Annotated in this window: 19 protein-coding genes; 14 read left to right on the forward strand and 5 right to left on the reverse strand. The window is 52.7% G+C overall.

Translation table 11 applies throughout. The features are described from left to right. Nucleotides 1–224: 224 nt before the first annotated feature. Entirely contained in the window at nt 225–851 is a 627-nt protein-coding gene (locus ACYVJQ_RS18090) for a thioredoxin family protein (RefSeq protein ID WP_460894520.1), read from the forward strand. 50 nt (nt 852–901) lie between these two features. Next, nucleotides 902–2,194, forward strand: a complete 1,293-nt coding sequence (locus ACYVJQ_RS18095) for a hypothetical protein (RefSeq protein WP_460894521.1) — start codon at nt 902–904, stop codon at nt 2,192–2,194. 246 nt (nt 2,195–2,440) lie between these two features. Here the strand turns inward: ACYVJQ_RS18095 and ACYVJQ_RS18100 are convergent, their stop codons facing one another. Then, the gene (locus tag ACYVJQ_RS18100; protein WP_460894522.1) at nt 2,441–5,734 is read right to left on the reverse strand and encodes a vitamin B12-dependent ribonucleotide reductase; all 3,294 of its coding nucleotides are present in this window, start codon (nt 5,732–5,734) and stop codon (nt 2,441–2,443) included. Between the two features lie 495 nt (nt 5,735–6,229). Here ACYVJQ_RS18100 and ric point away from each other — a divergent pair, with 495 nt between their 5' ends. The 7 genes from ric to ACYVJQ_RS18135 all read left to right on the forward strand — a co-directional run bounded on the left by ric (nt 6,230) and on the right by ACYVJQ_RS18135 (nt 11,549). Next, nucleotides 6,230–7,189 (forward strand): iron-sulfur cluster repair di-iron protein, encoded by a 960-nt coding sequence (gene ric, locus ACYVJQ_RS18105; protein ID WP_460894523.1) that lies wholly within the window; start codon nt 6,230–6,232, stop codon nt 7,187–7,189. A 64-nt stretch (nt 7,190–7,253) separates the two neighbouring features. After that, the gene (locus ACYVJQ_RS18110; protein WP_460894524.1) at nt 7,254–7,748 is read left to right on the forward strand and encodes a hemerythrin domain-containing protein; all 495 of its coding nucleotides are present in this window, start codon (nt 7,254–7,256) and stop codon (nt 7,746–7,748) included. Nucleotides 7,749–7,885: 137 nt separating this feature from the next. Next, nucleotides 7,886–8,713 carry a DUF2249 domain-containing protein gene (locus ACYVJQ_RS18115; RefSeq protein ID WP_460894525.1) on the forward strand — a complete coding sequence of 276 codons (828 nt, stop codon included), beginning with the start codon at nt 7,886–7,888 and terminating at the stop codon, nt 8,711–8,713. Between the two features lie 2 nt (nt 8,714–8,715). Beyond that, complete coding sequence (locus ACYVJQ_RS18120) at nt 8,716–10,023, forward strand: cytochrome C oxidase subunit I (protein WP_460894526.1); 1,308 nt, start codon at nt 8,716–8,718, stop codon at nt 10,021–10,023. After that, nucleotides 10,004–10,309, forward strand: coding sequence for a metal-sulfur cluster assembly factor (locus tag ACYVJQ_RS18125; RefSeq protein WP_460894527.1), 306 nt, complete (start codon nt 10,004–10,006; stop codon nt 10,307–10,309). Before ACYVJQ_RS18120 ends, ACYVJQ_RS18125 begins: the two co-directional genes overlap by 20 nt. A 52-nt stretch (nt 10,310–10,361) precedes the next feature. Further along, on the forward strand, nt 10,362–10,832 hold the full coding sequence (locus tag ACYVJQ_RS18130) for an RrF2 family transcriptional regulator (protein ID WP_460894528.1): 471 nt from the start codon (nt 10,362–10,364) through the stop codon (nt 10,830–10,832). 189 nt (nt 10,833–11,021) lie between these two features. After that, the gene (locus ACYVJQ_RS18135; RefSeq protein ID WP_460894529.1) at nt 11,022–11,549 is read left to right on the forward strand and encodes an acyl-CoA thioesterase; all 528 of its coding nucleotides are present in this window, start codon (nt 11,022–11,024) and stop codon (nt 11,547–11,549) included. A gap of 587 nt (nt 11,550–12,136) precedes the next feature. Here the strand turns inward: ACYVJQ_RS18135 and ACYVJQ_RS18140 are convergent. Genes ACYVJQ_RS18140 through ACYVJQ_RS18150 form a run of 3 tightly spaced genes read right to left on the reverse strand, consistent with a single transcriptional unit; the run spans nt 12,137 to nt 17,698 of the window. After that, nucleotides 12,137–13,456, reverse strand: a complete 1,320-nt coding sequence (locus ACYVJQ_RS18140; protein WP_460894530.1) for a TolC family protein — start codon at nt 13,454–13,456, stop codon at nt 12,137–12,139. Nucleotides 13,457–13,479: 23 nt separating this feature from the next. After that, on the reverse strand, nt 13,480–16,581 hold the full coding sequence (locus ACYVJQ_RS18145; RefSeq protein WP_460894531.1) for an efflux RND transporter permease subunit: 3,102 nt from the start codon (nt 16,579–16,581) through the stop codon (nt 13,480–13,482). A gap of 13 nt (nt 16,582–16,594) precedes the next feature. Continuing rightward, nucleotides 16,595–17,698 (reverse strand): efflux RND transporter periplasmic adaptor subunit, encoded by a 1,104-nt coding sequence (locus ACYVJQ_RS18150; RefSeq protein WP_460894532.1) that lies wholly within the window; start codon nt 17,696–17,698, stop codon nt 16,595–16,597. A 547-nt stretch (nt 17,699–18,245) separates the two neighbouring features. On the opposite strand from ACYVJQ_RS18150, the gene ACYVJQ_RS18155 reads away from it, so the two are divergent. From ACYVJQ_RS18155 to ACYVJQ_RS18170, 4 genes are all read left to right on the forward strand, one after another. After that, nucleotides 18,246–18,596, forward strand: a complete 351-nt coding sequence (locus ACYVJQ_RS18155; RefSeq protein ID WP_460894533.1) for an MGMT family protein — start codon at nt 18,246–18,248, stop codon at nt 18,594–18,596. 1 nt (nt 18,597) lies between these two features. Next, the gene (locus ACYVJQ_RS18160) at nt 18,598–19,641 is read left to right on the forward strand and encodes a hypothetical protein (RefSeq protein WP_460894534.1); all 1,044 of its coding nucleotides are present in this window, start codon (nt 18,598–18,600) and stop codon (nt 19,639–19,641) included. Between the two features lie 55 nt (nt 19,642–19,696). Then, nucleotides 19,697–20,620 carry a YihY/virulence factor BrkB family protein gene (locus ACYVJQ_RS18165; protein WP_460894535.1) on the forward strand — a complete coding sequence of 308 codons (924 nt, stop codon included), beginning with the start codon at nt 19,697–19,699 and terminating at the stop codon, nt 20,618–20,620. 181 nt (nt 20,621–20,801) lie between these two features. Continuing rightward, nucleotides 20,802–22,898 (forward strand): M13 family metallopeptidase, encoded by a 2,097-nt coding sequence (locus ACYVJQ_RS18170; RefSeq protein ID WP_460894536.1) that lies wholly within the window; start codon nt 20,802–20,804, stop codon nt 22,896–22,898. A 795-nt stretch (nt 22,899–23,693) separates the two neighbouring features. Here the strand turns inward: ACYVJQ_RS18170 and ACYVJQ_RS18175 are convergent. Further along, nucleotides 23,694–24,419 (reverse strand): peptidylprolyl isomerase, encoded by a 726-nt coding sequence (locus ACYVJQ_RS18175; protein ID WP_460894537.1) that lies wholly within the window; start codon nt 24,417–24,419, stop codon nt 23,694–23,696. A gap of 318 nt (nt 24,420–24,737) precedes the next feature. Between ACYVJQ_RS18175 and ACYVJQ_RS18180 the strand changes: the two genes are divergently transcribed. Next, a complete protein-coding gene (locus tag ACYVJQ_RS18180; protein WP_460894538.1) occupies nt 24,738–25,955 on the forward strand; it encodes a S8 family peptidase in 1,218 nt (405 codons plus the stop codon). Nucleotides 25,956–26,044 lie beyond the last annotated feature (89 nt).

Raw genomic sequence — 26,044 nt, forward strand, 5'->3', positions numbered from 1 at the left:
TAGCAGTAGTTAGTTACGGCTGTTTGCTGGGTGCACTTGTTAAGTCTGTTTCCTGTTTTAAGCCCGTTTTAACCAAAACAGGCCTAAAACGTCTAAAGTCTTCAGGGCTGGTGTGCAGGGTATAGAGAAATGAAACGGCTGGTAAAGCCTTGTCTATTGGTGATACATGTCATTTTATGGCGAAGCAGGGAACGGTACTTTTACCAAATAACAAACGCAACAAGATGAAAATGTTGGCCCTGTCTGAAATAGAGTTAGTGAATCCGTTGAGTTATGACGCCTACCGTGCCCTGGTAGAAGAAGCGGTGGAAAAGAATACCACCACTGGCGAGGAACTTACCCCGGAACGTATTGACTTCACCAAACTGAACCTGCAGCGCATGAAGCGGGTAGAAAAGCAGTTTGCCTTAACCCCAGATCTGAGCACTGCCCTGCTGGCCCACCGGCCAGATTGGAAATGGTTGGTGCTGGTAGAAGCCTGGTGCGGCGATGGTGCCCAGCTGCTTCCTGTTATGGCCGGCATTGCCGCCGAGATTCCTTCCATAGAATTGACAATCCTGCTTCGGGACCAAAACCCTGTCGTTATGGATACCTGCCTGAGCAATGGGGCCCGCTCTATTCCAAAACTGCTCTGCTTTGACGCCGCCACCGGCGAGCACCTCTTTACCTGGGGAGCCCGGCCCACTGCTATTCAAACCCAGCTGCAAAGCTATAAGATCCTTCACCCAGATGCCACGCATGAGCAGCTCATGACCCAGGTACACATTTGGTACGCCAAAGACCGGGGCCGTGCCTTTCAGCAAGATCTGCTGGAACTGGTAAAGCAAACGGCTATTGTGGCCCAAACCTAATCTTGTGGTTAGGTTGCAAAAGCACCTTTTGGTTTTTGTAAATTACCCCCGTGAACATTCATTCCAAACGAAACTGGCTCCTGGTAGCTTTGCTCAACCTGGTGGTGGTGGCTTTTTTAGGCCTGCTGCTCCGCTGGATGCTGGTAGCGCCCGTGGTCGGGTTGAACTATAAATTCCTGCTGCATGCCCATTCCCATGTGGCGCTGCTGGGATGGCTGTACTCGGCTTTGTTTATAGCCCTGCTGGTTGCTTTCTTACCTCCTGAGCTTCAGAACAAACGCACGTATACCTGGCAGTTCTGGCTCTCGCAGGGTGCGGTGGGCGGCATGTTGCTCTCGTTTCCGGTGCAGGGCTACGCGGCCGCTTCCATTACCTTTTCCTCGGCGCACATTTTACTCAGCTACTGGTTTATCTACCAGTTCCTGAATGACGTCAAGACGGTTCCCGCAATCAGGCAGAAATACCCGGTGTCGCTGGGCTTGGTGAAAGCCAGCCTGTTTTTTCTGGCGCTTTCCTCTCTGGGGCCCTGGGCTATGGGGCCTATCATGGCCACTGGCCGAAGCTTCAGTGAGCTCTACTACAACGCCATTTATTTTTACCTGCACTTCCAGTACAACGGCTGGTTTACGTTTGCAGTGCTGGGACTGGTTTTCTGGCTGCTGGAACATTACCAAATATACTTTCCCTCTAAAACGGCCCGCCTGTTTTCCCGAATGCTGTTTTGGTGCTGCCTGCCGGCGTATCTGCTTTCGGTGCTCTGGACCAAGCCGGGCATGGAAGTGTTTTTGATAGGCGGCGCAGCTGCTTTAGGCCAGGTGGTAGCCCTGGGGCTGCTCTTTAGCATTTTATGGCCAGTCCGGAAAAAGGTCCTTTTCTTGTTCGGGCCGTGGGGACGGGCATTGGGGCTGTTGGCCCTGGTAGCCTTCACCCTGAAAATCGGCATGCAACTGCTCACGGCTTTTCCCTACATGGCCGATCTGGCCTTCAAGCTTCGGTTCTTTATCATCGGGTATCTGCACCTGGTGCTTATTGGGTTCATCAGCCTGCTGGTTTTTGCGTGGTTCTCCCAGCTGGGTTGGCTTAACTTCCGGAAGGGCCTTAGCCGCTGGGGCATGGGCCTGTTTCTGTTTGCCTTCCTGGGCACCGAAGCGATGCTTTTTCTCCAGGGTGCTTTTCTCTGGTTAGGCCTGGGGGATTTTGCCCATTTTACTGGCTATATGTTTGGCTTGAGCGTGCTGCTGCCGGTGGGTATTCTGCTGTTTTTTCTGGCCCAGCTAGGCGGTCAGCAAAGTGAGAAGACTTATGGCGAGTTGAAATTTAGACAAAGGCAGATCCATACCTGATTTGTAAAAGCTCCATCACCTAGCATGAAATTGTTTCATAAAACAGAGACGGCCCCTTTATGTAGGGGCCGTCTCTGTTATGGTAGAATGTAAAACTTATACGCTACGTTTTAAGCGCCTGCCTTACTGAAGTTGGAGAAATCAACTCATGCAAGGGAATGCTGAAAACTATAGTCAAGGAAAATCTACGGCCTGTTTTTGTAAAAACAGGCCTAAAACAGACCGTAGATTTTTAGTTAAATCAGCTTAACTGCAGCCCAGACTATTACCGCAGTTCAGGCACTTGTAGCAGGTACCCGACCGGATGGTGATATGGCCGCACACGTTGCAGATGGGGGCATCGCCCATGAGGCTGGCCAGGGCCTGCTGGGTTTGTTCCATTAAGACGGTACGCGTTTGGGTAACTACCTGATACGTGTTCCCAGCCGCGGCTGGCTTCATTTCCTGGAGGTTGGCTACTTTAGGAGCGGCCGGGGCAGGTATAACCGCGGGAATTTCCTTTTCCCGTTCCGGCACATGCACCAGGTCAACCCGGTTCAGGTACTCATAGCCCAGCAGCCTAAACAGGTAGTCAAACACTGAGGTAGTGGATTTGATGTTAGGATGCTCCACGCGGCCCGCCGGTTCAAAGCGGGTAAAGGTAAAGCGGTTCACAAATTCTTCCAACGGCACGCCGTACTGCAGGCCCAGTGACACGGCAATAGCGAAGCAGTTCAAAATAGACCTAAACGAGGCGCCTTCTTTGTACATGTCAATAAAGACCTCGCCCAAAGACCCATCCGCGTACTCACCGGTCCTTATGTAAACCGTGTGGCCGTCAATTTTGGCCTTCTGGGTGAACCCTTTGCGCTTATCGGGCAGTTTGTGGCGCTCTACCATGGCGGTGAGGTGCTGCCTGAACGCCTGGTGGCCAGATTCTGAGAGGATGGCTTTGGCGGCCTGCAGAACCTGTTCAGGATTGAGGATGGTTTCTGAGGATTTGGTGTTTTCCTCTTGCGGGTTTTCCTCTTCCTGGGTAGCGGAGCTTTTGGCCGTGAGCGGCTGGGAAAGTTTACTGCCATCGCGGTACAACGAGCAGGCTTTCAGGCCCAGTTCCCAAGACAGTTGGTAACAATGTGCTACTTCATCAACAGTAGCCTCGTTAGGTAAATTAATGGTTTTGGAGATGGCCCCTGAGATAAAGGGCTGCACGGCTGCCATCATGTGAATATGCCCTTCGGCCTTGATAAACCTGGTGCCTTTATGGCCGCAACGGTTAGCGCAATCAAACACTGGGTAATGTTCCTCCTGGAGGTAAGGAGCGCCTTCTACGGTCATGGTGCCGCACACGTAATCATTGGCCTCATTGATCTGCTGCAGAGGAAAGCCCAGCCGTTGGAGCAGGTTAAACTCCGGCGCCGTGTACTGGGCCGGGGTAAAGCCCAACCGTTGCAAACATTCTTCACCCAGCGTATAGGCATTGAACAGGGAAGTGAGGTCATAGGCCGTGGCCAACGCTACCTCCAGTTTTTCCAGGTCCTGGGGCAGAAAACCTTTGGCCAGCAATGCCTCCGGCGACAGGTGCGGCGCGCCAGCCAGGGTGCCGTGTCCCTTGGCGTAGTTGACAATAGCGGCTACTTGGTCAGCGGGGTAGCCCAGTTTCCTGAGTGCCTCCGGGATGGACTGGTTGATGATTTTGAAGTAGCCACCGCCGGCCAGTTTCTTGTATTTGACCAGGGCATAGTCAGGTTCCACGCCGGTGGTGTCACAGTCCATGAGCAGGCCAATGGTGCCGGTGGGCGCAATGACGGTGGCCTGGGCGTTACGGTAGCCGTATTTTTCGCCCTGGCGAAGGGCCGTGTCCCAGGCTTTTTGCGCCGCTTTTAAAAGGGTGGGAGGGCAGAGGTCCTGGTTTAGGCCCAGGGGCGTGATGCTGAGGCCTTCATATTGGTCTTGCTGGTTCAAGCTGGCGTAGCGGTGGTTCCGGATGACGCGCAGCATAGATTCCCGGTTATCTGGATATTTAGCAAAAGCACCTAGGGCTGCGGCCATTTCTGCGGAGGTCTGGTAAGCGGTGCCGGTCATGAGCGAGGTAATGCCGGCGGCCATGGCGCGGGCCGCCTCACTGTCATAAGGCAGTCCCTGAATCATGAGTAAGGCCCCCAGGTTGGCGTAGCCCAGACCAATGGTGCGGTAGTCATAGGAACGTTGCGCTACTACTTCAGAAGGAAACTGGGCCATGAGCACCGAAATTTCCAGCACCACGGTCCAAAGGCGGCTGGCATGCGCGAAGGCCTTCACGTCAAACGCCTGTTTCTCCGGATCAAAGAAGCGCAGCAGGTTCAAAGAAGCCAGGTTGCAGGCAGTATCATCCAGGAACATGTATTCAGAGCAGGGATTGGAACCCCTGATCGGGCCCTCGGCGGGGCAGGTGTGCCACTCATTGATGATGGTGTCAAACTGCACGCCGGGGTCGGCGCAAGACCAGGCGGCCTGGGCCACCTGCTGCCAAAGTTGCCGGGCCGGAATGCTTTTCAACACTTTCCCGTTGGTACGGGCGGTTAGGTGCCAGTCGCCGTTGTTTTGCAGGGCCTCAAAGAAAGCGTTGGGCACGCGCACCGAGTTGTTGGAGTTCTGTCCGGAAACCGTGCTGTAGGCCTCGCCCTCATAATCTGCGGGGTAGCCAGCCGCAATAAGGGCCGCTACTTTTTTCTCCTCGTCTTTCTTCCAGTTGATAAAGGCCTCAATCTCTGGGTGGTCCAGGTCCAGGCTTACCATTTTGGCGGCCCGGCGAGTAGTGCCCCCAGATTTGATGGCCCCCGCCGCCCGGTCACCCACGCGCAGGAATGACATAAGCCCAGAGGAGGTGCCACCGCCGGAGAGGTTTTCATCTTTTCCCCTGATGCCGGAGAAGTTTGTGCCCACGCCCGAGCCGTACTTGAAGATGCGCGCCTCCCGCACCAGCAAATCCATGAGCCCGCCTTTCTTGGCCAGGTCATCCTGCACTGACAGGATAAAGCAGGCGTGGGGCTGGGGCCGTCCGTACGCCGAGGTGGTTTCCTTGAGTTCCTGCGTGGTTGGGTCCACATAGAAGTGACCTTCGGCTTTGCCCGTGATGCCATAAGATTCATGCAGGCCCGTGTTGAACCACTGCGGCGAGTTGGGGGCGGCATACTGGCCCAGGAGCATATACACCAACTCATCATAGAATACCTGGGCGTCTGCCTCCGTCTGGAAATACCCGTACCGGCTGCCCCAGCTGCGCCAACAGTTGGCCATGCGGTGAACCACCTGCTTTACAGAAGACTCAGCCCCGGTGTTGCCGTCTGGCTGGGGCACACCTGCGCGCCGCAAATATTTCTGGGCCAGAATATCGGTGGCTATCTGGGACCACTGCGCCGGTACTTCCACGTCTTTTAGTTCGGCCACCACGTCACCCGCCGGGTTTCTGATGGTGGAGGAGCGCAGCTCATACGTGAAGGCGTCATACGCAGTTTGGTGGGGCTGGGTGAAGAGGCGGGAGAAGGCTAGTCCCTGGGGCTTTGGGGTACTCTTTTTCATAGTGACATTATCTATAGTTTTTAAGTTATAAGCGATAGTCTGTACCGGTCTCTGGCCTGCTGACTGCCCAGGAAGAAAAAATTAGCCGGCGGCTAAAGTGTGTTTTGAGCCTGTTTTGGCAAAAACAGGCTCAAAACAGGTTCTTGCAAAAAGGTAAGTGTGCCTGCCCAACCTTTAAAGGATCAAGCAGGGTGGAGGCCATAACTGCTGCTAAGCTAAAGAGAGGCATTGCGGGCTGTCATGACAAAAGTCATTTCTAAAGGCATTTTCCATCATTTGCCAGGCAGGTGATTCGCCTTAGATTTGTATATGATTGATTATCAGCAATGAAAGCCTGTGTTGGGGATGTAGCCCAGGTTTTTGTTTCCTGCTTTATAACCCGTTGTAAAGGTAATCGTAAAGTAAAATAATAAAATACCTTTTTATCTTTTATTTTCAATTTCTCCCATTTACCTTTACCCCGGTGATTGAATAAAAACAAAAAAACATACCACTATGTCAACTACAGCAACCATTGAAACCTTAGATGTAACCACCCTGGAACCACGCATGAAACACCCCACCATTTTTGAGTGGTTTGATGACCTACGCGGCGGTGAGGCCTTTATCATACACAATGACCATGACCCCAAACCGCTGTACTATCAGTTGCTGGGCGAGCGTGGTAATATCTTTAAATGGGAGTACCTGGAGCAGGGCCCCGAAGTGTGGGAGGTGAAGATCTCTAAGCTGACTCCTACCGAGGAAGAAAGCATTGGCGAGTTAGTGGCCAAGGACTTCAGGAAAGCCCAGGTGTTCAAGAAATACGGTATTGACTTCTGCTGCGGCGGCAAAAAATCCGTGGCCCAGGTATGCGAGGAGAAAGGCATTGACCCAGACGTGGTAGAACGCGAGCTGGAGGCCCTTCCAGATACCTCGGCCGTGGCCGAAACCGATTTCCAGAGCTGGGACCTTTCCTTCTTAGCCGACTATATTGTGAACATCCACCACAAATACGTGCGGGAAGCCATTCCAGCGCTGTACGAATATACCACCAAGATTGCCCGCGTACACGGTAGCCGTCACCCGGAACTGCTGGAGGTGGCCAAGCATTTCACCAACGTGGCCAATGAGCTGGAGGCCCACATGCCCAAAGAGGAGCGCGTGCTGTTCCCATTCATCAAGCAGTTGAATGAAGCCAAGCAGAAAGGCGAGAAACTGGACAAACCCGCTTTTGGCAGCATCCAGAGCCCTATCAACATGATGGAGATGGAGCATGAGGCCGCCGGCGGCGAGCTGGAAGCCATCAGAGAAAAAACCAACAACTTCACGCTGCCAGATGATGCCTGCGCAACCTACCAGGTGGCCTTTGCCAAGCTGCAGGAGTTTGAAGAAGATTTGCACCGCCACATCCACCTGGAGAACAACATCCTGTTCCCCAAAGCGCTGGAATTAGAGAAAGAGATTTTGAAGTAACATCAGCGGGCAGGCCGGTAAGGCCTGCCCCACTTTACCCCACGGGCCACACCCACCCTACGCCATGGAAAAGGCAATCAAACCCCAGAAAAGAGACAAAAGTTTAGTACCCCTTTCCCGCGAGCACCATTTTGGGCTGCTCTTCTGCTGGAAACTGAAGGCCGGCCTTAAGAACAAGGCCGACTTACAGATCTTGCAGGCCTATGTGACCTTCTTCTGGAAGAACATTCTGCAACCCCATTGCCAGGAAGAGGAGTGGCTCATCAAACGCTTTTTGCCTTCTACAGATGCCCTGCGGGAGCGGTTGTTTGAAGAACACCGCCTGCTGGAGTGGATGATTGACCTTATTGGGGAAAACAAAAGCTTAACGGCAGAACAATTCCAGACGCTGGAGCAAGGGCTTAATGTCCACATCAGGTGGGAGGAGCGCGAACTATTCCCGTACCTGCAGGTCATTGCAGACGCAGATGAACTGGAACTGGCCGGCCAACTGATGGCCCTACACCATAAAGGTCAGCCTGTCACTGATGATTTCATGCCCGCTTTCTGGGAAGAATAATAGGAGCCACAGTAGGGAAGGGGATAGCCCAAGGAAATAATCTAGGTGCCCGGAGGTTTCTTCCAAGGAAATGCTTTCATGCCTTAAAGGGCCTAAACCTACCGCTTGCCAAGCCATCTCTGTTACACATACTACCTATGGAAATAGCTGCCGCCACCAAGATTTCAACGCTCATAAAAGCCAATCCAGCCGCTATTGACGCCATTGCCAGCATTAACCGGCATTTTGAGAAGCTGCGCAACCCGGTGCTCCGGAAAATTCTGGCCAGCCGGGTAACCATAGCCGATGCGGCCCGCATTGGGGGATGTGAGGTAGAGACCTTCTTTGAGAAACTGGCGCCGTTAGGCTTTACGGTGAAACAGCAAGGGGCCGGGGCGCCCGTGAAACCCGCCCTGGCCCAAGCTGGTTTACCCCTGTTTTTGGAAAAACTGCCTCAAAACGCCTTTCTCCACCTAGACGTGCGGGAAGACATCGCCACGGGCAATGACCCTTTTCTGGTGATCATGAAAGGCGTGGACCAAATAACCGACCGCAACGCGCTGGTCATCATTAACACCTTTGAGCCTACGCCCCTCATCCAGATCCTGAAGAAAAGAGGTTATGCAAGCTTCACCCAGGGAAAAGCCGAAGACTTGGTCTACTGCTACTTCTGGAAGGAAGGGAACCAGGCCAGGACTCCTGAAGCTGTTTCCGCTGCTGCGCCCAATAGCACTCAGTACGAGCAGTTGCTCCTTCAATACCAGGGGCACCTCACGCACCTGGATGTCCGGCACCTGGAGATGCCCCAGCCCATGGTCTCCATTCTGGATGCCATGGAACAGCTGGCGCCCGGCCAGGCCCTGCAAGTTACCCACCATCGGATTCCGCGGTTTTTGCTGCCTAAGTTGCAGGAGCGGCAGTTTGAAATAGTCGTAAAGGAAGTGAGTCCCACCGAAGTGCATTTATTGATATATAAAGAAACGTAACCATGGCCACCGCAAGCATTTCCAATTCGCCCAGTAAATGGGTAGTGCTGCCGCATTACGCGTTTGCCGCCGGGGCTTTTCTGGTACTGAGCGTGCTGCTGCTGTTTTCTACAGACGCGTTTGGCGGCCATTACTTTCACCCTAAGTTGCTTACCCTTACCCACGTGGCGGTATTGGGCTGGGCGACTATGGTCATTTTTGGGGCATTGTACCAATTGCTGCCGGTGGTGCTGGATTGCAAACTGTACAGTGAGAAACTGGCGTTTTATACCTTCGGGTTGCTGGGCACAGGAACGGTGCTGCTGGCGTACTCCTTCTGGAACTTCTCCCTGGGCCTGGTCATCCATCTGGCCGCCTGCTGTCTGGTGGCGTCCTTTGTCTTGTTTAACATCAACGTAATCCAGACGGCCAGAAAAGCGCCCAAGTGGACCATTGAAGCTGATTTTATTGTTACCTCGGCTATCTGGCTGCTGCTGACCGGGTTTGTAGGGCTATTAATGGCCATTAACTTCACCAATCCGTTTCTGCCGCAAGACCACCTGCGTTACCTGCAGTTGCACGCCCACATGGGCATGGCCGGTTGGTTTCTCCTGTTGATCATTGGCGTAGGCAGCAAGCTGATTCCTATGTTCCTGTTGGCCCACCCCGAGGATACCCGCAAGCTCAATTGGTCTTATAACCTGATCAACGGCGGGCTGGTGCTTTTCATTTTTGACCACCTGTTCTTCCGGTCGCCGCTCACCCCATTGTATGCCGCGCTTGTGGTAGGTGGGTTGGTGCTGTTTGTGTTGTTTTTGCATGACGCCAAGGTGCTGGGGCACCGCAAAGACCTGGACCTGGGCATGAAACAGACGTTTGTGGCCCTGGCTCTGTTGGTGCTGCCCATTGGCCTGGTCTTTCTGGTAAGCGCCAACTTGGGTCTTCCGCAGCGGGTGCTGTCTTCCCTGTATTTGGTGTATGGCCTGTCCATCTTCCTGGGGTTCATATCAGCGCTCATTCTGGGGCAGACCTTTAAGACGCTGCCTTTCATTGTCTGGATGCATGTGTATGAAGACCACGTGGGGCGTTACAAAACCCCTTTGCCTAAAGACCTGTTCAATACCCATTTGCTGCGTTGGCAGAACATCAGTTACCTCATAGGGTTTCTGCTGCTGCTGGCAGGGGTGCTGTGGCGGGAGCAGGCCGTGATTCTGGCCGGAAGCATTTCTTTTTGCCTGGCCGCCATTCTCTATACCATCAATGTGTTTCAACTACTGGTTCATAAAGCCCAACACTTAACCCCGTTCGCTTATGGAAACTCCCGCGCCTGACCGTACCCAAGAAGTCTATGACGTCTTGAAGTACATTATTGACCCCGAGATTGGGGTGAACATTGTGGACCTGGGCCTGGTTTATAACGTGAAGATCACAGACCAGGAGATTCACGTGGAAATGACCCTGACCACGCCCGGTTGCCCCATGAGCAATACCATTACCACAGCCACAGAGCAGATTCTACTCCGGAAGTTTCCGCACCGCGAGGTTTCCGTAGAGTTAGTCTGGACCCCGGCCTGGACCCCGGAACGGATAAGTGCCGAAGGATTGGAACAGCTATGAAAGAAGGTTACCTTCGTGCCACGGAGCAGAGGGGAGAAGAAGTTACAAGCGTATGTTATCTAAGACAACTGAATACGCCCTACGGGCGATCGTATATATAGCCATCAATAATGGGGGCGGCAAAAAGGTAGGCATCAAGGAACTTTCACAGGAACTGGAATTGCCCAGCCCCTTTATGGGCAAGATCCTGCAGGACCTGGTGCGCAAGGGCGTCATTGCCTCTATGAAAGGCCCACACGGCGGTTTTTACCTGCACCGACCTGCCGCTGAGATCACCATTCTTGAAGTGGTGAATACCATTGACGGGCTGGAGGCTTTCAAGAAATGCGGCATGGGCATGAAGAAATGCTCAGACAAACATCCTTGCCCGCTGCACAATGACATTAAAGCCTACCGGGACCATTTGCTGGGCGTGTTCAATAAGAAAAATATCCAGGACCTGGTAGACAGTATAAAATCCGGGAAGTTCTTTATCACCAACGTGCCCGAGGACCAGGTGAAAATCCTGAATCCGCTTAGTTGAGCAATTCATTCTAATCGTTTGCATCAGTTTTAGTGCATCCATAAGAAACAGCAGCAGGCTTTTTCTCCAGGGAAGAAGGCTGCTGTTTTCGTTCAAGGCGGTCAGAAAAGCATTAATTGGATAGCAGGTATATCCAGAAACCCGGGTTTGCCGTTGCATTACCCAAATCCTTTGGCAACTTTTGAGGCTATGAAACACCAGACCACTTCCCCCAGGCCTTCCTTCCTGGAAAGCCAGACCCGCATCCGGTTTGACCACTGCGATCCCTTCGGGCATTTGAACAACAGTGCCTTCCTTAACTATTTCCAGAACGAGCGCGAAGACCAAGTAGAAGCCGCCTATGGCATGGATATTCACGCCTTTTTCCGGAAGACCGGCCGGGCCTGGGTAGTGGGCCAAAATCAGATTGTGTACCTAAGCCCCGCTACGGTTCGTGAGTTAGTCACCATCCAGACGGCCATCATCCAGATCACCGACACCAGCATGCTGGTAGAACACATCATGCTAGACGAGAAAAAGGAAAAACTCAAGGCCGTGCTCTGGACCAAGTTTGTGTACATAGACGTGCGTAAAAACGAGCGCGCCCAGCATGAACCAGAATTAATGGAGCTGTTCAATGAAGTAGCCGTGAAAGGAGAAGTGCCTACCGTCTTTGAGGACAGAGTGAAGCAACTGCGGGAGCAGATGAAAGCGGCTGCGGCGCAAAAGGCGAAGTAGGCAGGTGAAAATTAGAAACCCGTTTTAAGCCTGTTTTTTAAAAAACAGGCTTAAAACGGGTTTCCATTTCTCTGCCGCAAGTTTAGCGCGAGCGTAACTTGTGGCTTGCCTTTGAGTAAGTTTATAAACTTCCTTAGCTTCAACCTTTCCTCCATTTAATAGCCATTCTTTCCAGCAGAAGAAGGGGAGTTGGAAACTCCCCACCTAGGAACCACAAGTTACGCTACCGCTAAACTTGCGGTAGAGCTTTTCTGTTTTGGGCCTGTTTTCTGAAAAACAGGCCCAAAACAGGTAGTGGTGATAAGTAGGTAATGGCAAAGAAGGAAAGCTTTTCTAGTTCGCCCACAAGATCCTTTCAGGATGACAAAAGGGTGATGGGAGGTCAAGAAAGGGGAAGGGATAAGAAGGGAAGGGATAAAAAGGGAAAGGGCAAGAATTGAGGATGAAGAAAAGAAGAGGCAAGAAGAACAAAAGAGGGGAGGCTCTTTCCAGGAGGGTTAAAGAAAAGTAGGGAAAACAAAAAAGCGTTTCGGGCCTGTTTTTTGAAAAACAGGCCCGAAACGCTTTTTTGCGTAAAACAATTGATACTACAAATCCAGGTTACCGGCAATTTCGCGTAGGGAGACCTCGGCGATTTTGGCCTGGTACAGGGCGTTGCTATAGCGAACGGTAGAGTTCACAAAGTTAAGTTGGGCATCGCGCACTTCCATAGTGGTGATGCTACCTAAGCGGTATTTTTCCATGGTGATGTCCAGGTTTTGGCGGGCAATGCGCTGGTTGTTTTCCTCCAGGCGTACCAGCGTCAGGTTGGTTTGGTAGGTCTGGAAGGCAGAGGCCAGTTGGGCTTGCAAGTTTTGATTTACTTGCTCAAACTGCAGTTCGGCGCTGTTGATCTGGATGTTGGCGTTCTGTTCGTTGCGGCGCTGGTTAAAACCGTTGAAAATAGGCAGGGAGGCCGTGACGCCGTAGGTGAGTCCGTTGCCGGTAGAGAGCGTAGAGAACCCAATGGCCGCACGGTTTCGGCTGAAGTTATACCCTGTGTTTACGTCAATGACCGGATAGCGAGAGGCACGTACTTGTTTCGCCTCTAACTCGGCAATGCGCCGGTTCAGGACGGCCACTTTCAAGGCTGGGTTCTGCTGTTCCACCAGGGAGGAAAGCTGCGCCAGGGCTAACTGTTCATTGATGGTGATGCCGTCTACCACCCTGAACCGCGTGGCCGCCTCGCGGGCCATGATTTCATTGAGCCGGATCTGGGTGTTGCGGTACAGGTCTTTTTGGCGCAGCAGGTTGGTAGTGTCGGTGTTAAAGTCCACTTGAGCGTTTAGCACCTCCAGGCGGGCAGCCTTGCCGATCTCAAAGCGCGTCTGGGCGGTCTGAACCCTGAAACGCGACAGCGCCACGGCCGTGTCATAGGCCCGTAACTGCAGTTGCTGCTGCACCAGGTCATAGTAGGTACTGATCACGTCGCCCACGCGGGTAAGCACCGTTTGCTGTAGGTTAGCTTCACCGAGTTTCTGCAGTTCCTGCAACTGCTCGTAGCGGGCAAACATGGCAAAGCCGTTGAAAACGGTCCAGTTTAATCCCACGCCGTAGTTCAGGTTGGAGCCTTGGCCCCACCTTACTTCCCGTGGTTCCCCGCTAGATAGCGTTTGGGAGCTGTTCTGGAGGGAATTTGAATTGGTAAGGTTGGCAGTAATACGAGGCAGCATGCCGGCGTTGCCGCGGCTCACGTTGTTCTCGGCTATCTGTACATCATTGGCAAAAAGCTTAATGTCAAAGTTGCGCTCCAGGGTAATTTTGACGGCTTCCTCTAACGTTAATAGCTCCTGCGCCTTTGCCGGCGCCGTTCCTAAGAACAGCGCCAGAAGGAAGGCAGGCAGAAACCAGTTTTTATATGGTATCATAAGGGAGATAAAATCATGAATAATTAATGGGCCACCGATTTCTCATATTCTTCAATATGATCAAACTCTGGATGGTGTTTGCGCTCCCTGGACCACATGGAATACACGGCTGGGATCACGAACAGGGTTAAAACCAGGGAGAAGATGGTGCCGCCTACAATCACCACCCCCATACCAATACGGCTTTGGGCCGCCGCACCCAGGGCCAGGGCAATAGGCAAGGCACCCAACGCAATGGCCAAACTGGTCATAAGGATAGGGCGCAAACGGGCTTCAGAGGCTTCCAGAATGGCGTCCATCTTAGACTTCCCGTCCTCGCGCAACTGGTTGGCGAATTCCACAATCAGGATCCCGTTCTTAGTTACCAAGCCTATGAGCATGATGGTCCCAATCTGGCTGAAGATGTTCCAGGTCTGGCCAAATAGCCACAGCGACAACATCGCGCCGGCTACCGCCATAGGTACCGTAAGGATGATGATGAATGGGTCAATGAAACTTTCGAACTGGGCCGCCAGAATCAGGTAAATTAGGAGCAAAGCCAACCCGAAGGCGAACATGGTATTGGACCCACTTTCTACAAAGTCACGGGATTCACCGGCCAGGTCGGTGGTGAAGGTTTTGTCCAGCACCTTGTCTCTGATCTCGTTCATGGCGTCAATGCCGTCGCCAATACTTTTGCCCGGGGCCAGACCAGCCGAGATGGTGGCCGAAAGGTACCGGTTGTTGTGGTACAATTGCGGCGGGCTGCTGCGTTCTTTCATGGTCACCAGGTTGTCTAGCTGCACCAGTTGGCCGGTAGAGCTGCGAACAAACAAAGAGGTTAAGTCGGTGGGGTCATTCCGGTCTGGGCGGTCAAACTGGCCCATGACCTGGTACTGGCGGCCATTCATCAGGAAATACCCAAAGCGTTGCCCACTCAAAGACAGCTGCAAGGTTTGAGCCACGTCAATTACAGACACGCCCAAGCTTTGCGCTTTTTCGCGATCAATGGTGATGTTTATCTCTGGCTTGTTGAATTTCAGGTTAACATCGGCATTGGTGAAGATGGGGTTTTGGTTCACCGCTTCCAGGAACACCGGTATTTTCTCCTGCAACTTCTCAAAGTTAGGCGCCTGAATAATGTACTGGATTGGCTGCCCCCCGCGGCGGTTCACCGAGATGGTAGGCTGCTGGCTCACGTTGGTTCTGGCTTCTGGGAAGCGTTTGGTCAGTTTGGTCAGATGGTCGGCCACTTCTTTCTGGGAGCGTTCCCGGTCTTCAGGCTGCTTAAGGGCTAGACGCATCATACCGCTGTTCACTGAGCTGGACCCGCCAAAGCCAGGGGAGGTAATGACCAGGTTCACCTGTTTCTCAGGAATAGAGTCTTCCACCAGTTGGGTGAGTTCGAGCATAAACCGGTCCATGTACTCATAAGAGGCGCCCTCTGGTCCGGTGGCAGACACACGCAGCATGCTTCGGTCATCATAAGGGGCCGTCTCTTTCTGCAGGGTCATGTAGAACAACACCGTTAAACCAAGACAAACCAGGATAATAGGGAAACTGAGCCATTTGCGCTTCATGAAAGCGGCCAGGGCCTCGGCGTAGCTGCTGTTCATTTTCTGGAACATAGGCTCGGTCCAGTTATAGAACCTTGATTTCTTCTGCTCGCCGCCCTTCATCAGGTAGGCGTTCAGCATAGGCGTTAAGGTCAGAGACACGAAGGCCGAGATCAATACCGCCGCACCAATCACTACCCCAAACTCCCGGAAGAGCCTACCTACGAATCCTTCCAGGAAGATAACTGGTAAGAACACGGCAGCCAGCGTAATGGAGATGGAGATAACGGCCATGAAGATCTCATTGGAGCCCTTAATGGCAGCCTCAATAGGCGACATGCCTTCCTCTACTTTTTTGTAGATGTTTTCCGTTACCACAATCCCGTCATCCACCACCAGACCAGTCGCCAGTACAATAGCCAGCAGGGTAAGCACATTAATAGAGAACCCGGCCAGGTACATGATGAAGAAGGTGGCAATCAAGGAAACCGGAATGTCTATCAAAGGCCGGAATGCAATGCCCCAGTCCCTAAAGAACAGGTAAATGATGAGGATTACCAGAATCAAGGCGATCAAAATAGTCTCGGCTACCTCAATCACTGATTTCTTGATGAACACGGTGTTGTCCATCACAATGTCCAGCTGAATGTCTTTGGGAACCTCTGTTTTTAGTTTTTCAAACTGGTCATAGAAGTTACCGGCAATCTCCAGGTAGTTGGTGCCCGGCTGCGGAATAATGGCCATGCCTACCATGGGAGTGCCAGATTCCGTCATTTTGGTTTCCAGGTTTTCAGCGCCCAGCTCCGCCCGGCCCACGTCACTGAAACGTGTGATGGTTTCCCCTTCAGAAGAAATAATCAAATTGTTGAATTGCTCCTGGCTAGACAGGTTGCCCAGGGTTTTAACGGTCAATTCTGTATTGCTGCCGCTTACTTTTCCGGTAGGTAATTCCACGTTCTGGCGGTTAAGGGCATTGCGCACGTCACCAACGGTAAGGCCATGTGAGGCCAGCTTCATAGGGTCCAGCCATAGGCGCATAGCATAGCGTTTCTGACCCCAGATCTGGATGCTACTTACCCCAGGTATGGTCTGCAACCGCTGGGAGATCACGTTCTCGGCGTAGTCAGAGATTTGGAGGGCGTCGCGGCTGGCACTGCGCACCGTCATGGTAATGATGGGCTCAGAGTCGGCGTCGGCTTTGGAAACTACCGGTGGGGCGTCAATGTCCTCGGGAAGGCTTCTCACGGCTTGTGATACTTTATCCCGTACGTCATTGGCGGCCTCTTCCAGGTTTTTCTCCAGGTTGAACTCAATGTTGATGTTGCTGGACCCCTGGTTAGAGGTAGAGGAGATGTTCCGGACTCCGTCAATAGAGTTAATGGCTTTCTCCAAGGGCTCCGTGATCTGTGACTCAATAATGTCTGAGTTGGCGCCAGAGTAGCTGGTCCGCACCGACACGATGGCGGGGTCAATGGAGGGATATTCCCTCACGCCCAGGAACGTGTACCCAATCACCCCAAATAGCATCAGGAGCAGGTTGAGCACAATCGTGAAGACCGGGCGTTTAATACTGGTGGTGGATAAACTCATGTTTTTCTGCTTTTTATTTCTTCCCCAAAGCCACTTTTACCGGGCTTCCTGCTTTCAAAGACAAAATACCGGTAGTCAGGACGGTATCACCGGCGCTAAGGCCAGAGGTAACCAACAGGTCCTTCTCGGTCCGGGTGGAGGTCTCAATCATTACTTCTTTGGCTTTCCCGTTATCCGTGACAAACACTTTCTTGCCATTCTGCACCGGCACCACGGCCTCTGTAGGAATAAGCAATGCGTCTGAAATAACGGTTAGCGGCAATTGGATATTGGCAAAGGAACCTGGCAACAGCGTACCGTTTGAGTTGGCGGCCCGGGCCCTGATCTGGAGCGTGCGGGAAGAAGCCTGAATAGCCGGCTCCAGTGCATATACGCGGGCAGTAAGGGTATCTGAAGAACCGGCCACGGTAAAGGTAAGGTCTGTGTTAAGTTTCACCTGACCGGCATATTTCTCCGGTACCGCAAAACTGATTTTCACGGGGTTGGTGTTCACCAAGTTGGTCACCACTGTTTCAGGAGACAGGAAGGAGCCGGAAGAGATGGTCCGTAAGCCTACCTTGCCGGAGAAGGGTGCTACAATAGAGGTTTTGGCTAATTGTGCGCGCACCAGTTGAATCTGGGCCTGGGCCGTTTTGAGTTCGGCACGGGCCACGTCATATTCCTCGCGGCTAATGGCTTCTTTCTCCAGTAGCAGGCGGGCGCGGCGCTCGTTCTCAGCCGCCAGTGACTGCCGGGTCTGGGCCTGGGTTAACTGGGCTCTGAGTTCAGAATCGTCAATTTTCACCAGAACCTGGCCTTTGCTTACGTTGCTGCCCTCCTGGAAGAAAATGCCCCGCACTAAACCAGAAATCTGTGATCTGATTTCTACCTGCTCATTGGCCTCAATAGATCCGGTCACCGACAGCGTGTTGGCGAAGCGTTGCGGGGTAACTACTACGCCCTGTACCCGCATGGGCATTCCGCCACCCGGCCCGCCTGGTCCCCCAGGACCCTTGCCACCGCCTGGTCCACCCGGACCACCGGCGCCTGCCATTTCTTTATTGCTGCTGATCCGGTAAAACACTAAAGCTCCAAAGCCAAGGATAAGAAGGGCGTAAATAATATATTTTATCTTCATAAAGGATGAGATGCGTCACGCGGCAAAGGCGCCACTGCTGGTGAAATGGGTTTGGTAAAGATGTAACAGAAGAAAGATTGTATTGTTGCCTGCCTTACTTTTGTAGGTACAGGAATCAAGGTCTATAAGCAAAACTAGTAGGTTCCGTTGGTTTCAGGAATAAAACCTACACCTTTTTGCAAACTAAAAAGAGCCCCGGGCAACACCGCCCAAGGTTAGCTTTCTGCCAAGGCCACCGGTAGAGCTGCCCTATAGCCTAAGACGTTAAAATTAGGTAAAGATGCTGGAGGAGCAACCAGGGGAGAGGGTAATAAGAGCAATACTAAATTTTTCATTCCTTGGGAGAATTAGGAGCTAAAACTTGGTTCCTGGCCCGGGCCAGGCGAAGGTATGACACTACAGAAGCCAACCAAGGGTAGATTATTCCCGTTTTTTGGCTAGGTTTATAAATATAGACCCAAATGACCCCTTAAGGTTTAATGCGACCTGCGGTAAAAAGTTATTAGTCGGTTTTACAATTATTAAATTACACCTTGCCACAAGAGTTATGCCTAAAACAGAAGCTCCAGATAAAAAGACCAATTTTTTTCAGGATGTCTATGAGGTAGTGAAGCTTATCCCGGTGGGCCGGGTTACCTCTTATGGGGCCATTGCGGCCTACCTGGGCGCCAAGGGTTCTGCCCGCATGGTGGGGTGGGCGCTCATTGCCTCCCATGCCCAAAAAGGGATTCCGGCCTACCGCGTGGTGAACCGTAACGGCCTGCTCACGGGCAAGCAGCATTTTGAGTCCTTTGATGCCATGCAGGCCCACCTGGAAAAAGAAGGTATTGAAGTGAAAGACGACAAAGTAGTGGATTTTGCAAAGCGTTTCTGGGACCCTGCCAAAGAACTTCTGTAAGATGCCCCACACCCCAGACCCTAACAATATCTCCAAAAAGAAGCACTTCTACCCCGTGAGAGCACCCCTGGGGAAGTATCTGCGGGAATATTACCGGGATGTGTCTTTGCCGCTCACGTACCAGGAACTGCTGCATTTCACAGATGCTTATCCCTTATATGATAGCAAGGGAAAGGATACGCTGTGGCAAACCGTGATCTATGAGCCCAGCCAAATGCGGGAAATCTATGAAGGGCTCACCCGCATTTACGTGCAGCTTAAATCTAATGGCAACGAAAGCCTCATGGAGCAACTTTCTGTGCAGCGCGTGGATTACTGCACCTTCGGGAACTCCAACCCCTTCAGAATACGGGTGGTGAACCTGCTCAATGACAATTACGACTATTTCTACTTCAAGCGGGCAGATGCCTCCCGTTTGTATGGGCTGGAACTGGAGCACGTGCTGTCGCCTAATCGTATCAATTACCTGGTACATGACGGTTCCCTTATAGAAGAACACATTGCCGGCATTCCCGGGGATCAGTTTATCAAAGATTACCTGGGGCGGCCCAACCTGAATAAAGTGCGCCTGGCCAAGGAGTTTGTCAAGTTCAATGAACGTTGCTTTGCCTTGCTGCTGGGGGATATGCGGTCTTATAACTATGTGGTGGTGGTCACCCCAGATTTTGAGGAAGAGCAGTACCGGGTCAGACCCATTGACTTTGACCAAGAAGCCTATGAAGGCCGCAAGACCATGTACCTGCCACAGTATTTCAAAGACAATAACGCTATTGTGGCCCTCTGTACCCAGTGGCTGCACCCCGAGACCATGAAGCAGTACCAGAATGAGGAGCGCACCTTGCTTATCAGGCGCATAGGCGCTGCCCGGCACCGGCTCAAAGACCTGGTGGACTGCATGCGCAAAGACACTATTTCCACCCCAGAGAAAACCCGGCAACTGGCCAAGGAACTGGCAGCCCATCACCAGGACCCAGAGTTCCTGAACTGCTCTTCTATGGGAGACATTGTGCGCCTACAGCTAAAGCTGATGGTTCGGCATTTGTAAATTAGCATAGCCCCAGGCTTGTTTTTTTACGTAAGGGGGCCAGATGCTCGCGTTTATGCCCTCTCCTTTTCTCTCTTACCTGCGGCCGGTGCTGCGGTTGTTCCAAGACGCTTTTGTGCTGTTCAAGCAGAATGATCCTTTGCGGCTGGCCTCCTCAGCAGCATTTTTTACTTTGTTCGCGCTGCCGCCTATCTTGATTCTGGTCATCTCTCTGCTGGGTACCTTGTTCTCAGATGCCCTTATCACCGGCGAGTTGTTTGACAAGATGGCGGCCCTGGTAGGTGAAAACGCGGCGGGGCAGATTGAACTTATCCTTACCAATTTCCTGGATTTGCAGGGCAACGGCTGGGCGGCGGCCGCTTCTTTCCTGTTCCTTACCTTTGTGGCCACCACGCTTTTTACCGTCCTCCAGAATTCCATCAACCAACTTTGGAGTATCGGCCTCAAAGGCAAGCAACACTTACGCCAGGCGGTGCGCAACCGGTTCAGGGCGTTGGTGATCATCTTTTCCAGCGGAATTCTGTTTCTGGCCTTTCTGGTGATTGATGCCTCGCAGGCTTTTATCAATGAGCATTATGTGTTTTACAACCAGAACGTGAAGTATCTGCTCCTGGAGGTGATGCACCGGGTGCTGGGCATTGCCGTGGAAACCACCTGGTTTGCCATTATTTTCAGGTTCCTGCCTTTTGGCCACATGCCCCAGCGGGCCATCTGGGTGGGCGCGGGCGTAACGGCGCTACTGTTTCTGGTAGGTAAGATTGTCTTAGCCAGGGTGCTGGTGAACAGTGGGATAGGATCATTGTATTCCACCTCTGGCTCTATTGTGGTATTGCTGTTGTTTATCTTCTACTCGGCCATGATCTTCTTTTACGGCGCCTGCTTTACCCGCGTGTACGCCCGGTACATCCAGCAACCGCTGATACCCAAGTCCTTTGCCACCTTCTTTGAATGGCGCGAAACAGACCAATCTCCGTTTTAAGCACGTTTTTCTAAAAACGCCCTCAAAACGCGCCAAAGCATTAGCAGAGGGAATTGAATAGGGAAGGGGATTAAACAAACGTGTGTTTGGATTTTGGGCGGAGTTTTCCTATTTTCATTTATTGTTTGCTTTGCCCGCTGTCACAGAAGGCCCGGTAATTCATTTAAAACCAAAACATACTATGAAGAAAACCCAAATACTTTGGCTGGCCTCCGCTTTGAGCGGGGTGGTGGTGGCAGGTTGCTCTAAACCCGCCGCGGCTCCCCAGGTGGCCACTACCACAGACACGCCGGCAGTCAGTCAATCTGAGCCGCTGGTAGCAGGGGTGGGGTTGAACATGCAGAACCTCAACCGCAGCGTTTCTCCGTGTGAAGACTTTAACCAGTTCGCCAACGGCGGATGGCTGAAAAACAACCCGGTGCCGGCTGCTGAGAGCCGCTGGGGAAGTTTCAATGAATTACGCGACAATAACAACGCCGCCTTGCGCTCTGTGGTGACGGCTGCTATGGCCCAGACCAACGCCCCTAAAGGGTCTACCGCCCAAATGGTAGGTGATTTCTACGCCGCCGGCATGGACTCCATGGCCATTGAAAAGGCCGGCCTTTCGCCGCTGAAGCCTGAACTGGACCGAATCAACGCCATCAAAGACCGCGCCTCCCTGCTGCAAACCCTGGCCCGCCAGAAGCAGATAGGCAGTAGCGCCTTGTTCGGGTTTGGGGTAAGCCAGGACCGCAAGAACAGCACCCAGCACATTGCCAACCTCCGGCAGGGCGGCCTGGGGTTACCGGACCGTGACTATTACCTGAAATCCGATGCCCGCTCCAAGAGCGTGAAAGACGAGTACCAGAACCACGTGGCCCGCATGTTCCAACTCATGGGCGACTCAGAAGCCAAAGCCAGGCAGAACGCCGCTAAGGTAGTGGAAATGGAAACCCGCCTGGCCAACGCTTCCATGACCCGCGTGCAGCAGCGTGACCCTTACGCCACCTACAATAAAATGACCGTGGCCGAGCTCCAGAAACTGGCGCCTAACTTCAACTGGCCTACCTTGCTGGGCACCATGAAAGCCCAGGCCGCCAAAGAGGTGATTGTAGCCCAGCCTGAGTTCCTGAAGGAAGCCAACCGTATGTTGGCCAGCGTACCGGTGTCTGACTGGAAAACTTATCTGCGCTGGCACCTGGTGCGCGGCAGCGCCCCATACCTGTCGCAACCGTTTGTGCAGGAGAATTTCAACTTCTACAGCAAATTCCTGAGTGGTACCAAAGAAATGCAGCCGCGCTGGAAACGGGTGCTTGGTACCACAGACGGCACCATAGGCGAGGCCCTGGGCCAGGAATATGTGAAGAAAACCTTTACCCCGGAAGCCAAAGCCAAAGCGCTGGAGATGGTAAACAACCTGCGCGCCGCCTTCCAGGAACACGTGAAAAACCTGGACTGGATGAGTGAGGCCACCAAGCAGCAGGCCATGGCCAAACTGAACGCCTTCGCCGTGAAGATCGGGTACCCAGACAAGTGGAAAGACTATACCGGCCTCACCATTTCCCGCGACTCCTATGTGAAGAACATGATGGCCGCCGCCCAATGGAACTACAACAAGAACGTAGCCAAGCTGGGCCAGCCCGTAGACCGCACCGAGTGGGGCATGACGCCGCCCACGGTAAACGCCTACTATAGCCCTACCATGAATGAGATTGTGTTCCCCGCCGGGATATTGCAGCCACCGTTCTTTGACCCCAAAGCCGATGATGCCGTGAACTACGGTGGTATGGGCGCCGTGATTGGCCATGAATTGACCCACGGGTTTGACGACCAGGGTAGCCAGTATGACCCAACCGGGAACCTGCGTGACTGGTGGACCGCCGAGGACAAGGCCAAGTTCAAGGAGCGCACCGACATGGTAGACCGTCAGTACAGCGCCTTCCAACCTCTGGACAGCGTGTTTGTAAACGGCAAGCTGACCATGGGCGAAAACATAGCCGATATTGGAGGCTTGAACATTGCCTTCAGTGCCCTGCAGAAAGCCATTGCCAACAAGAATGTAGGCAAGTATGACGGCTTTACCCCAGAGCAGCGTTTCTTCCTGGCCTGGGCCCAGATCTGGCGCAACAACTCCACAGATGATGCCCTGCGCCAGCAAGTGCTCACAGACCCGCACTCTCCGGCGGCCTTTAGAATTAATGGCCCGCTATCTAACATGCCGCAGTTCTACAAAGCCTTCGGCTGCGGACCGGGCAACAAAATGTACCTCCCAGACGCTGAACGTGTGCACATCTGGTAAACCCGTTTTAAGCACGTTTTTCTAAAAACAAACAGAAAACGCACCCCAGGCTGGGGTGCGTTTTCTGTTTGTCCATATACTGGTTCTTAAAGTATAAGCAATGTCTCTAGCCATTTTTGCGCAGTCTTCCAGAAATGCCCGCGCCTTGGAACGAGCAATCATTTTAAAACAGGGTTACAGCCTGAACTGCAGCGGACAGGTCAAGCCCTGTCCCTACAATCCCCAAATCCGCCCTTTAGGGCGATGCCGGCCTAGCAACCAATCAATCAGCAACAAGCTCTTCTGCCCTGGACCTTGCGGAGGGCCGCCATGCGTAGCCCGAAGCATGGGCAGGGGCAAGCAATAGCTATTCAAGCAGCAATAGCGTAAGCGCCCTACGCAGCAGAAGGCTTTTACCCGGTGGTACCAAGAGGAAGCCCCGCCTGTCTGAGCGGCAGCGAGTTCGGGGCTTCTTGATTCTTTTGGTTACTTTTCTCATGAAGGAGAAAAGTAACAGACGCGGGCAGGCCGCCACTCCAGCCTTGAGGCTTAGCAGTATGGTGATGAAGAGTAACGGCTTAAATAAGGAGAGACAAGAAGTAAAAGTTATATAGCTAATCGAAAACCAGTCTTGGTCGTTGGCCCCTAGCAACACCAACAACGGCGAACGGTGGGAAAAGGGTTGTAGAATGTGGTTGCCCTAAATCGTTGGCCACCGCATATGGGCAACCACAAGGGGTTGCCCCTACTTCTTCCTATAAGTAAACAGGGTTTCCGGGTTAAAAGAAGAGGTAATAACGGCAGAACCCAGCGCCGTTATTTAATCACCCTCACCTTCATGCCCACATCCTGCAAAGGCCACTTCTGGGCATCTACCGGTACGGCGGCAATACTGTCTACCACGGCCATGCCTTCTATTACTTCGCCGAAGATGGTGAAGGTCTGGTCCAGGTTGGGGGCGCCGCCCTGGGTGCGGTACACTTGTTTCTGAGCCGGGGTAAGGTTCAGCTTAAATTCCTTGATGTTGGCCTGAAGCTCATAATCGGGGAGGGGATGGCCCTGCACAATGTAGAAGTCGCGGTTGGAAGACATGCGCTCCGGGTTTTCGGCATCGCCGTAGCGCGCCATGCCCACTGCCCCGCGCTTGTGGAAATAATGGGGCCGTATCTCTGCCGGAATGCGGTAAGTGCCAATCTTAACCGACTGTGATTCTGACCGGCCGCCCTGAATCATGAAATCCTTCTCTACCCTGAAAAACACCGTCTGGTCAAAGAAGCCATAGTTTGCCAGCCGTACAAAGTTAGCCCGGTGCAGGGGCGTGTCTTTATAGAGTCGGATTTTGATATCGCCTTTGGGCGTGCTGAGCAAAACCAGGGTGTCATTGGGGTGGGTCTGCGCATAGGCGGCCAGCGTGTCTGGGGCAGTTTGCTGGGTGAGAATGGTAGGCGGCTGTGGACCCGATGGCTGCTGCTCAACGTTTGCCGGGGACTTCTCTCCCTGGCAACTTGCCAGCGCTACGGTAAGGGCCAGACTTAAAAGCAACCTGGGCTTTGAAAAAGGGAGACAAGGGAAAAAAGACATACTTAACCTGTGAGGTGAGCGGAAGGTAAAGCTAGAAGATGGGCGTACAAATCGCAAGTATTGCACCGCCGCCTGACCATTTCGCCCGAAATCTTTGCGTGGGGGACTTAGTTGGGCTTCTGTGAATATATGATTATTCTATATAGGATGGGTTTATACGAGGAAATAAATTGAAAGATTCACAGATTTGGGGTTGCGCGTTAAAAATGTTTCCTATATATTGGATTACATTTAGTGCCATTTGTATTTTTTTGTTTCATCCCCTAACTAACAAACAGTATGATTAAGAAGTACTTTCAACCAATCCCTAATTCCTTCTTGTTTGGAGCCGCGCTCATCGCTTCCTCCTTCGTTTTCCAGAGTTGCGAAAAGGTGGAAGACGCCGCCCAACCCGAGGAGGTAGTAGGCCAATCTAACGTCGGGGAAATCATTGCCGGCCAATACATAGTGGTGTTGAAAAAGGAAAGCGGTCTGCGGATGGCAGCGGGTGCTTCTTATAATGAACGCTTACAGCAGGTGCGTTCCTTTGGCCAGCAGATACTGCGGGAACGGGGGCTTAACCCAGAAGCGCTGGGGCATGCGTACGGCAAGGCCATTCAGGGTTTTGCGGTGAGCCTGTCAGATTCTGAGGTAGAAAAACTTCGGAAGGACGGCCGCGTGGCCTATATAGAGCCAGACAAAATCATTAGCCTGGGCAAACCCGGCGGAGGCGGCACCACCCAGCCAGCCCAGGAAGTCCCGTATGGCATTGCCCGCGTGGGCAATGGAGACGGTACCGGTAAAACGGCCTGGATCATAGATTCGGGCATTGATCTGGATCACCCTGACTTAAATGTAGACGTGAACCGCAGCCGTACTTTCATTACTTCTGGCACAGACGCGAACAGCCCAGATGACGGAAACGGACACGGTTCTCACGTAGCGGGTACCATAGCGGCAAAAAACAACGAAATTGGTGTAATAGGAGTTGCCTATAACGCCACCGTGGTGGCTGTGAAAGTGCTGAATTCCCGTGGTAGCGGCTCTACCTCTGGGGTAGTGGCCGGTATTGATTATGTGGCTGCCAACGGTAAAGCCGGCGACGTGGCCAATATGAGCCTGGGCGGTGGAGTTTCCACCACGCTTGACAACGCGGTGATAAATGCCGCCAAAGGCGGAGTGATTTTCTGCCTTGCCGCCGGAAATGAGACCGATGATGCCAATAACCATTCTCCGGCCCGGGCCAATGGAACCAACGTGTACACCATCTCGGCGATGGGCACTGGAGATAAATGGGCTTCCTTCTCTAATTACGGTAACCCACCGGTTGATTACTGCGCCCCAGGCGTAAACATTAAATCTACCTGGAAAGGTGGTGCCTACAATACCATCAGCGGAACCTCTATGGCTACTCCACATGCTGCGGGTGTTATGCTGCTCACCGGCGGAAAGCCTACCACCAACGGATTTGTGATTGGTGACCCAGATGGGAAAGCTGACCCAATTATCCATAATTAAGGAGTAGGAAACCCTTAAAACAGAAGTCCCCCTCTGATGTAGTTCAGAGGGGGACTTCTGTTTTAAGGCCGTTTTGGCCAAAACAGGCT

It is taken from the genome of Rufibacter soli (assembly GCF_054781795.1).